Below are 9,572 nucleotides of genomic sequence, written 5' to 3' on the forward strand. Positions count from 1 at the left end.
TGAAGGAAGTTTAGCATGAAACCTGTTTTGATATTGTCTCTTGGGGTACGAGGTGGTACGGTAATATATGCACAAGAAGTTATTGATCGTCTTTCGATTGAAAAAACCGTTATCATCCCTTTTGGCTCTTCTGTAAAAACTCCATGCCACACTTATAAATGGATTGCTCATAGAAACGTATATGAGTTCTTTATCTATTCTTTTACTTTATTGCCTCTATATATGATCAGCTTGTTCTGTGATTTGACAGTTAACAAGTATAGTTCTATTTATCTTCCTTATTTTCATTACTGGAATATTTTTTTTGTATTCATTTTTAAGCTGTTTAATAAAAAGGTAATAACTACTATACATGACGGATGTATAGGGGATAAAAATCAGAACAATTTCAAGGGCAAAATTCTAAATTATCTTAAAGAGAAATCTCTTTACTCTTCAGATGAATTAATTTTTTTGTCGGAATATGTAAAAAACGAATTTCAAAAAAAATATGGGAGAAAAGACGATTGCCATGTTATTCCTCACGGATTAATAATACCAGAAGGTCTAAGGCAAGCATCCAGGAATCATAATCCATTGCCTAACATTCTCTTTTTTGGCCAGGTAATCCGTTCCAAAGGAGTTGAGAATTTAATCCACGCCTGTTTGAAGATGGCAACAGAAAAATATAATAAATTAGTTATAGTTGGAAAGCATTTCTATCCCCTCGGTATTGATAGAAATATTTACTCTAGTAGTAAAATTGTTTTTATAGATAATTATGTACCAGAAAATGAAATCTCTAAGTTTTTCAATGAAGCTGATATTTTAGTTCTTCCCTATACTATTGCAACCCAGTCAGGGGTAGTTACTATAGGTGTTTCTGCCTGTATTCCCATGGTTTGTACAAAAGTGGGTGGACTTAAAGATCAGCTAGTTCCAGATGCTGAAGCAATTTTCGTAAATTCAGATTCTGAATCGATTAAAGAGGGTATTTTGGCTCTAATTGACAATAAAGAGCTTTATGAGTCTATTTCCTTAAATCTCAAAAGGAAACATACAAGTCTCGACTGGAATAATATAGCTAAATCTATCGAAAACGTTATAATCTCTACTACTGAATAACGAGGAAAACATCTATGACTATTGGGATTTGTAATTTGTGCGGTTCTGTGGTGGTTCGGATACATCCAGGATATTTTGGTACTCGTTGTTTAAACTGTAGATCTACTAAAATTCATAGAGCAGTTGGTCTGACAATTGACTCTCTAAACTTTTCAACCAGTACCTCTGTTTACGAGTTGTCTTCTCGCGGAGCTTTGTATAAATTATTAAAAGGTAAATTTCAGAATTTATACTTTTCTGAATACTTTGATGATGTACCTCTAGGGTTGATGAAGAACTCTGTTGTCTGTCAAGACGTTCAAAATCTTCTTCTCAACGACGAATCTTTTGATTTAGTGACTTCCACCGAAGTTTTTGAGCATGTTCCTGATGACAGCAAGGGTTTTTCTGAAATTTACAGAGTCTTAAAAAAAGATGGATACTTTATCTTTACCGTGCCTTTATTAGATAACCCGAAGACAGTTGAAAGATGTTTCTTACAGCCTGATGGGACTATCATACATCAACTTGAGCCAGAGTATCATGGCGATCAGATTCGAGGACAGGGAAGAGTTCTTGCCTTCAGAAATTACGGATTGGATATAACTAAGCGGTTAGAAAGTTATGGTTTTCACGCTGAAATACGTCTGGTAAACTCGGGTCGCAATGTAATTGAAGATCAGAAGGTTATTATAGCCCAAAAAATCTAGTTCTATGACTGTCACTAAAAAATCAACTGGAGATGAGAATAAAATGTTAATTTCCTGCAAATACAACTTTCTTTTTATCCATAATCCCAAAGTAGCGGGGTCTTCTTTGGATGGAGAAATCTCTGAGAAAATTTATCTTAAATGACTGAGAATATTTTAACTATATTTGAAACTTGACAAAAAGACTATGAGAAAATACTAGAATTGCTTAAGTTACCAGAAGTAAAACTAGCAAGCGTCAATCAAAATTATCAACGTCAGCGAGACTACAGGAGTTATTATAACCAAGAAACCAAAAATATTATTAGTGAACATCTCAAGGAAGATATAGAACTGTTTGGATACTCTTTTTAGTAAAAGATAGCTTTAGATACTTATGCAACTTACGGCCTCCCTTGTCCTTTACAAAAATGACCCAGAGATAGTTACTCAAGCAATTAAATCTCTGTTCAGCACACCAATAGAAATTAATTTATCAGTAGTAGATAATTCTCCCACCGATGAACTCAAAAAAATTTTTGATAATTTTCAGGAATACGATATAGATTATTACTTCAATAAGGGTGATAACGTTGGTTTTGGCAAAGCACATAACCTAGCTATTACTAGAGCTAAAAATTATGATTATCATTTAGTTATCAATCCAGATGTTTATTTTGATAATAATGTAATCACCGAACTTATTCACTATCTCGATAAGCATCAAGATGTGGGATTGATTACTCCAAAAATATCTTACCCTAACGGGGATATCCAATACCTTTGCAAGCGTCAACCTACGGTTTTGACCTTATTTATTAGACGTTTTATACCAAAAAAAATGCAATTTCTTTTCAAAAAGAGATTGGACTGGTATGAAATGCGAGATATTAGCTATAACCAGATAATGGAAGTGCCGATTATTAGTGGCTGTTTTATGCTATTTAACAGAAAATATTTAGATGAGATTGGCTACTTTGATAAAAATATGTTTATGTATTTTGAAGATTATGATTTGACCCTTAGAATGTCTAAAAAATACAAAACCATACTTTATCCCCATGTAAATATTTATCATCATTGGGCAAGAGGAGCGCACAACTCTACTAAACTGGCTATAGTTTTTGCTCAATCTGCCGTGTATTTTTTTAATAAACATGGGTGGAAATTTTACTAAACTTAATTGAATAATTAATAATGAAAAACGTTTTAGTTACAGGTTCTACTGGTTTCATTGGCAGCCACTTACTGCCAACTTTACACCAACATAATTGGCAAATAACAGCTGCAATTCGCCAGGAATTTGAGTTTCCCGCATCCCTGTCAATTAAGACTATCAAAGTTGGCGAAATTGATGATATGACCGATTGGCAAGAAGCATTGCTAGGCATTGATACCGTTATTCATCTAGCAGGACGATCTCATATCCTTCATGAGACTATATCCAATCCAGAAGCAGCATTTATAAAAGTTAACACTAAGGGGACTATTAACCTAGTTAAGCAGTCGCTAAAAGCGGGAGTTAAGCACTTTATTTTTGTCAGTTCTATTCATGCTATGGCTGCCGAAAGTGATGATATTCTTAACGAAAACTCTCCCTGTCATCCTGATAGTCCTTATGGTGGTAGTAAATTGCAAGCGGAACAAGCTTTAATTAACCTTGCCAAAGATAGTAACATGACTTGGACAATCCTTCGTCCTACTCTAGTTTACGGGCCAGGTAATCGTGCTAATATGGAGCGCTTGATGAAACTAATTAAACGGGGATTACCTTTACCTTTTGGTGCAATAAAAAATCGTCGTAGTTTTGTCTTTGTGGGTAACTTAGTTGCTGCCATTATTACCTGTTTAGATCATCCTAATGCCGCTAATCAGATTTTTTTAATTAGCGATAACCAAGCTGTTTCGACTCCTCAATTAATTCGACTCATTGCTCAACAAATTCAACAACCCTGTCGATTGCTGCCCGTCCCCACTACCTTACTTAGATTCTTAGGTTATCTGGGTGATAACATAGAATCCATAACAGGGAAAAATCTCCCTTTTAACACCTATAATATCGATCGCTTGCTTGGTTCTCTTGCCGTTGACTCTAGATATATTCAAAAAACCCTGAATTGGCAACCTCCCTTTACTTTAGAGCAAGGATTAGCCCAAACAATTCAGCCAGAAAATTAGTGATCAGCTGGTCAAAAAGACTTCATAATTCAAGTTCCGCTTTGACAAAATCGGGGGTTTTATGGAGAGAAAACCCCACTTTAGCCGCTATCATCTGCATAGCGCGGTTATCCCTTAAAATTTCCCCTTCAATTGCCTCTAATCCTTCCTTTTTGCCAATAGTGACTAAACGCTGTAGTAACTCAGTACCAATTCCTTGCCCTTGATAGTCATCCCTAACTAATAGGTCAAATTCTGCCACATTAACGCCGTGTAGTTTATTTAAGCGTCCTATAGCGATAATTTCTCGATCTTCCGTCTGATCGTTATTAATCTCTACCACTAAGCTCATTACTCGATCGTAGTCGATAAAACAAATGCGCGTAAGACGATCATAAGCGGTTTGGCGATCGAGATTGACAAGGTGAAAATAACGATAATAAATGGTTTCTTCCGAGAGATAATGGTTAAATTGTCGCACTAAAGGCTCATCCGCTGCCCGAATCGGACGAATTAGCACCTTTAAGCCTCTTTTTGTCGTCCAACGCCCTATATAATGTTCGGGATAGGGACGGATTGCCGGATGAGATAACTTTTCTGGGGGTGTAGTTCGAGTATGAAGAAGGATAGAAGCGGAAAGGGCGATCAATTGCTCTGAATCGGCAAAAAAGGGATTAATATCGATAGTTTTAATGCGAGGTTGTTCACTAACCAGGTTACTAAATCTAACGATTATTTGCTCTAAATTCGCCAAATTAAGCGATTTAAGCCCATTTGTCCCGTTAAAAGCCCGATAAATCTTGGTTTTTTCTAAAAGTCGGCGCGCGAGATTAGTATTTAAAGGAGGTAGAGCGGTGGCGTAATCTTGAAAAATATCGACTAAACGGCCACCAGTACCGAAAATTATCACCGGTCCGCACTGATAATCGTAATTAGAGCCGATAATTAACTCATATCCTCGATCGATCTCTAACATCGGTTGAATACTCACCCCGAGAAAATGCTCCCGACCCACTTGTGCGCTAACATTAGCTTCGATCGCCTGATATGCTTGCGCGACTGCTATAGGGGAAAAAAGTGGCAATTGTACCCCACCCACCGCGCTTTTATGGATAATCGTCTGGGAATGCAGTTTCATCACCAGGGGATAACCGAGAGATTCAGCGAGATTAACTGCTTCTGCGGCACTTTCAGCAATTTCAGTGACAATAACAGGGATTCCATAAGCTTTGAGTATAGCTAAAGACTCTGACTCACTGAGAATTGTTCTATCCCCTGCTTGCTCGATAATCTGGCTAACTAAAACTCGATCGGAGCCATTTTCCTGAGAATTGGCTAAAATTGGCGTTTGATAAAGACCGCGCAGATTCTCTTCATATTTCCAGAGCAAATTAAACACCCGGGCCGCCGAATCGGGATAGCGATAGGTGGGGATACCCTGCTGATTTAATAACGCTACTCCCTCTGCAATGCCCTCTCCCCCCATCAAACTTGCTAAAATGGGTTTTTTGCTATTTTGAGCGATTGAGGCGATGCTACGGGCAATTGCTCGCAGATCGGTGTTAAAGCGAGGCGAGAGAATCATCAACACCGCGTCGGTATGTGCATCCGCTAAAGCGATCTCTAGGGCGCGAGCGTAGCTATCGGGATCGCTGCTGCGACGCAGATCGATGGGATTTTGGGGGACAATATCCGCCGGAAAAAGAGGTGCTAGTTGCTCGATCGTTGCGGGGGTAAGGGTTGCCAGTTGTCCATCTTCCGCCAGTAAAGCTGAGGCCGCTAAAAGAGCGGGAGCAACACCATTGCTGATGATTGTCAAGCGTTTTCCCCGGGGAAATCGGGGAATTTTCCCTAAAACTTGCGTGATATTCAAGAGATCGGCCATTCTTTGTACTTCCACGATGCCACAGCGAGCAAAGGCAGCGGAGAGAGTTAGTTGATCGCTGGTCAATTTACCAGCATGGGAAAGAGCAGTGGGGTCAAAGTCGGTACTGTGGCGACTAATGGCGATAATTGGTTTATTTAGGGCAACTTCTCGGGCCGAGGACAGAAAAGAGCGGGCATTATTCAGGGATTCCAGGTAGATAACGATGCTTTTGGTTTGGGGATCGTCTCCCAAATAATAGAGTAATTCGCCCCAATCCACATCTAAAAGGACTCCGAGGGAGATAAAGTGACTAAAACCGACATTTTCGCTTAAACTCCAATCAAGCACGGCAGCAGCGATCGCACCACTTTGACTAATCAGGGCAATTGAACCAGTTTTCGGCAAGATGGGAGAAAAGGTGGCGTTAAGATTTTGGCTTAGATTGCTGATTCCTGAGCTATGAGGACCGATGATGCGTAATTTTTGACCGGCGATCGCTTTAATTTCCCTGAGTAAATTTTCCCCCATCTGGCCGGTTTCCCGAAAACCCGTGGAGAGAATCAGGGCGCATTTAACCTGTTTTTCGACAGATTGGGCGATAATAGCGGGAATTTCGGGAGCAGGGGCAGTGATAATTACCAGATCGATCGCCGCCTGGATATCTGGTAAACTGCTATAGCTGGGAAGATCGAGCCAGTTTTCGGGGTGAGGATTAACTAGATAAAGGCGGCGCTGACCGGGATTATGATGGAGATTATTTAAAAGAGTGCGATCGAGTTGGGGATTTTGGCGATTAAATCCCACCACAGCGATAGTTTTTGGCTCAAAAAAGGCTCTTATGGTTTGATGTTCGCCACCACGAGGAGCTAAGATGGAATTTAACATAATTGACGCTCCCAAGAACTTTAAAAACCCACTTCCCACTTCCCACTTCCCACTTCCCACTTCCCACTCTCCATACCTTTCAAACAGGATTTAGTATAAAACAGCCCCACCCGATCAACATTTTCCCCAAGAGATCTAGTAAACTAACTGATGCTGTAAATATTTAGAGACAGACGATGGAACTGGAATATCCCGAGGATTTGAGATACCTAGAAACCCACGAATACGTCAGACTCGAAGGTGAAATCGCTACCTTGGGAATTAGTGCTTTTGCCGTCGATCAATTGGGTGATATCGTGTTTCTAGAATTGCCCGAATTGGGAGAGGCGCTGGAAGTAGGTAGTAGTTTCGGCACGATTGAATCGGTAAAAGCGGTAGAAGATCTTTATCCTCCCGTCTCGGGAACCGTAGTTGATCGCAATCAAGCGATGATTGACTCCCCCGAATTAATTGCCGATGATCCCCACGGGGAGGGTTGGTTATTAAAAGTGCGGGTAGAAAACCCCGATACTGCCTTGGCTGATACCCTCTCCGCTAGTGAATATCGCACCCAAGTAGCAGGGGAAAGTTAACTAATATTAACAACAGGGAGCCAGACCCTCACACTATCATAAGCATAGAAAGAATTGAAAAAACAGGAAGCGATCGAGTCTTCCTGATTTTTGTCTCTAAAGCGTGCTGAGACGAAATTCTTGCCCGAATCGAGTCAGGTTTCACTATTTACCCAATCTATGCTAAATCCTCATCTCGCGGCGATCGAACTTTCCAAAGAGGAGGTTCAACGCTACTCTCGACATATTATTCTGCCCGAAGTGGGCTTAGAAGGTCAAAAAAAACTAAAAGCCGCCAGTGTTCTCTGCATCGGCACTGGGGGACTCGGTTCCCCGCTTTTACTCTATCTAGCGGCGGCTGGCATCGGTAGAATCGGTATTGTTGACTTCGATATCGTCGATAGTTCCAATCTGCAACGTCAAATTATTCACGGCACTTCTTGGGTAGGTAAACCGAAAATTGTTTCCGCTAAGGACAGAATTCTAGAAATTAACCCCTATTGTCAGGTGGATTTGTACGAAACCCGCATAAGTTCCGAAAATGCCCTTGACATTTTAGCTCCCTATGATGTAGTCATCGACGGGACAGATAATTTCCCCACCCGTTATCTGACTAATGATGCTTGTGTTCTTCTCGACAAACCCAACGTCTATGGCTCAATTTTCCGCTTTGAAGGACAAGCAACCGTTTTTAACTACCAAGGCGGTCCCAACTACCGCGATCTCTATCCCGAACCGCCACCACCGGGGATGGTTCCCTCCTGTGCGGAAGGCGGCGTTTTAGGAGTTTTACCCGGAGTAATCGGCACAATTCAAGCCACAGAAGCCATTAAAATTATCCTCGGCGCACCGGATACCCTCAGTGGTCGTTTACTGCTTTACAATGCTTGGGAAATGAAATTCCGTGAGTTAAAATTGCGTCCGAATCCCATCCGTCCCGTTATTGAAAAACTAATTGATTACGAACAATTCTGCGGTATCCCGCAAGCTCAAGCACAAGAAGCAGCAGAACAGCAAAAAATGACAGAAATAACCGTAGTAGAGTTAAAGACCCTACTTGACAGCGAGGCCAATGATTACATTCTCATCGATGTGCGTAATCCCAACGAGTACCAAATCGCTAAGATTCCCAACTCGGTATTAATTCCCTTACCCGATATCGAAAATGGTGCGGCAATTCCCAAAATTAAGGAATTAGTCAACGGTTATCGTCTCATCGCCCATTGTAAGATGGGGGGACGTTCCGCTAAAGCCCTCGCTATCCTCAAAGAGGCAGGTATCGAAGGAATTAACGTTAAAGGTGGTATCAGCGCCTGGAGTCGCGAAGTCGATTCCACTGTACCAGAATACTAATTTTGGCTCTTGGGTTTTGGGGTTTTGGGGTGTTAGGGTGTTAGGGTGTTAGGGTTTTGGGGTATTAGTCAAATTCCCCCATCTCCCCATTCCCCCATCTCCCTAGGGTTGATTCAAGGTAGGGTTGATTCATGAATCAACTCTACCCCATTCCCCATCCCCCCATCTCCCCTTCTCTGTGTTTCCTGTTCTCTCTGAATCTGTTAAGATCAAGGCCAGTTAGCCTTAAAATCTTCGGTGTGAGCAAACAATGAAAAACCATATTAAAAAAATTGCTAGTTGGAGCGCAATCGCTGCTATTTCCCTTGGCTTAGTAGAAATGAACCGAGCAGCGATCGCATTTGGCAACAATAATCAATTTAGTGCCTGTATCAGTCAGATTGTCGGCACGGGAGTCAGTCCCGAAGATGCCGCCACCGCTTGTTCAGAAGCATTAATTCCCAAAGAGTTATCCCGGTGTGTGGTGATGATTAAATCCAAAACCCCGATCGATGGTAATCTGGCTCTGCAAGCTTGTTTTCAGGTGCGTCGTCCCATCGACCTAGGTAATTGTGTGGTCGATATCCATCGCGCTGCCCCCTTGTTTGCCACTAATTCCCCCAAACAAACGGAAACAGAAACAGCCAAGGAACCCGATAAATTAGGGATTTCTACACAGATTTTAGATTCCTGTCGTCAAAGTTTATTACCCGGTCGCTTTTCCGAGTGCGTTATCGCTGTCAGTCGTGATGTGGACAAAAATAACCCCTCCCAAGCTTTACAAACCTGTTTAAGTGCCGAGGATTTCCCCAGGGATCTATTCCCCAGTTATCCCCAAAATCAAGACCAGAGACCTTAATCAAGATTATTTCAACGAATGTGCCAGATTCCCTACCCAAACTCTTAGCGGGGTAGGGAAGGAATTAAAACTATGCCTTTAAGTTGGAATGAAATTAAAAATCGCGCAATCGCTTTTCAAAAAGAGTGGCAAGGAGAGACTTCAGAAAA

At 41.2% G+C, this 9,572-nt stretch carries 8 protein-coding genes; 7 read left to right on the forward strand and 1 reads right to left on the reverse strand.

All coding sequences use genetic code 11. The features are described from left to right. Window positions 1-15: 15 nt before the first annotated feature. From BGL89_RS00430 to BGL89_RS00445, 4 genes are all read left to right on the forward strand, one after another. Complete coding sequence (locus tag BGL89_RS00430) at window positions 16-1,104, forward strand: glycosyltransferase family 4 protein (protein ID WP_286823661.1); 1,089 nt, start codon at window positions 16-18, stop codon at window positions 1,102-1,104. A 14-nt stretch (window positions 1,105-1,118) separates the two neighbouring features. Then, window positions 1,119-1,793, forward strand: coding sequence for a class I SAM-dependent methyltransferase (locus BGL89_RS00435; RefSeq protein WP_286823662.1), 675 nt, complete (start codon window positions 1,119-1,121; stop codon window positions 1,791-1,793). A 376-nt stretch (window positions 1,794-2,169) separates the two neighbouring features. Continuing rightward, window positions 2,170-2,949, forward strand: a complete 780-nt coding sequence (locus BGL89_RS00440; protein ID WP_286823663.1) for a glycosyltransferase — start codon at window positions 2,170-2,172, stop codon at window positions 2,947-2,949. 20 nt (window positions 2,950-2,969) lie between these two features. Continuing rightward, window positions 2,970-3,950 (forward strand): NAD-dependent epimerase/dehydratase family protein, encoded by a 981-nt coding sequence (locus BGL89_RS00445; RefSeq protein WP_286823665.1) that lies wholly within the window; start codon window positions 2,970-2,972, stop codon window positions 3,948-3,950. A gap of 22 nt (window positions 3,951-3,972) precedes the next feature. Here the strand turns inward: BGL89_RS00445 and BGL89_RS00450 are convergent, their stop codons facing one another. Beyond that, window positions 3,973-6,681, reverse strand: a complete 2,709-nt coding sequence (locus BGL89_RS00450) for a bifunctional acetate--CoA ligase family protein/GNAT family N-acetyltransferase (RefSeq protein WP_286823666.1) — start codon at window positions 6,679-6,681, stop codon at window positions 3,973-3,975. A 176-nt stretch (window positions 6,682-6,857) separates the two neighbouring features. Between BGL89_RS00450 and gcvH the strand changes: the two genes are divergently transcribed. From gcvH to BGL89_RS00465, 3 genes are all read left to right on the forward strand, one after another. After that, complete coding sequence (gene gcvH / locus BGL89_RS00455; RefSeq protein WP_002773620.1) at window positions 6,858-7,253, forward strand: glycine cleavage system protein GcvH; 396 nt, start codon at window positions 6,858-6,860, stop codon at window positions 7,251-7,253. Window positions 7,254-7,412: 159 nt separating this feature from the next. Further along, window positions 7,413-8,585 (forward strand): molybdopterin-synthase adenylyltransferase MoeB, encoded by a 1,173-nt coding sequence (gene moeB, locus BGL89_RS00460; protein ID WP_286823667.1) that lies wholly within the window; start codon window positions 7,413-7,415, stop codon window positions 8,583-8,585. 250 nt (window positions 8,586-8,835) lie between these two features. Next, on the forward strand, window positions 8,836-9,423 hold the full coding sequence (locus tag BGL89_RS00465; protein ID WP_286823668.1) for a hypothetical protein: 588 nt from the start codon (window positions 8,836-8,838) through the stop codon (window positions 9,421-9,423). The last annotated feature ends 149 nt before the right edge of the window (window positions 9,424-9,572 follow it).

Source organism: Microcystis sp. LSC13-02 (genome assembly GCA_002282935.1).
GTDB lineage: Bacteria > Cyanobacteriota > Cyanobacteriia > Cyanobacteriales > Microcystaceae > Microcystis.

Bases quoted from the DNA above. Each gene is read 5' to 3' on its own strand.
- BGL89_RS00430 (WP_286823661.1), top strand. From the start codon at position 16: ATGAAACCTGTTTTGATATTGTCTCTTGGGGTACGAGGTGGTACGGTA.
- BGL89_RS00435 (WP_286823662.1), top strand. From the start codon at position 1,119: ATGACTATTGGGATTTGTAATTTGTGCGGTTCTGTGGTGGTTCGGATA.
- BGL89_RS00440 (WP_286823663.1), top strand. From the start codon at position 2,170: ATGCAACTTACGGCCTCCCTTGTCCTTTACAAAAATGACCCAGAGATA.
- BGL89_RS00445 (WP_286823665.1), top strand. From the start codon at position 2,970: ATGAAAAACGTTTTAGTTACAGGTTCTACTGGTTTCATTGGCAGCCAC.
- BGL89_RS00450 (WP_286823666.1), bottom strand. From the start codon at position 6,681: ATGTTAAATTCCATCTTAGCTCCTCGTGGTGGCGAACATCAAACCATA.
- gcvH (WP_002773620.1), top strand. From the start codon at position 6,858: ATGGAACTGGAATATCCCGAGGATTTGAGATACCTAGAAACCCACGAA.
- moeB (WP_286823667.1), top strand. From the start codon at position 7,413: ATGCTAAATCCTCATCTCGCGGCGATCGAACTTTCCAAAGAGGAGGTT.
- BGL89_RS00465 (WP_286823668.1), top strand. From the start codon at position 8,836: ATGAAAAACCATATTAAAAAAATTGCTAGTTGGAGCGCAATCGCTGCT.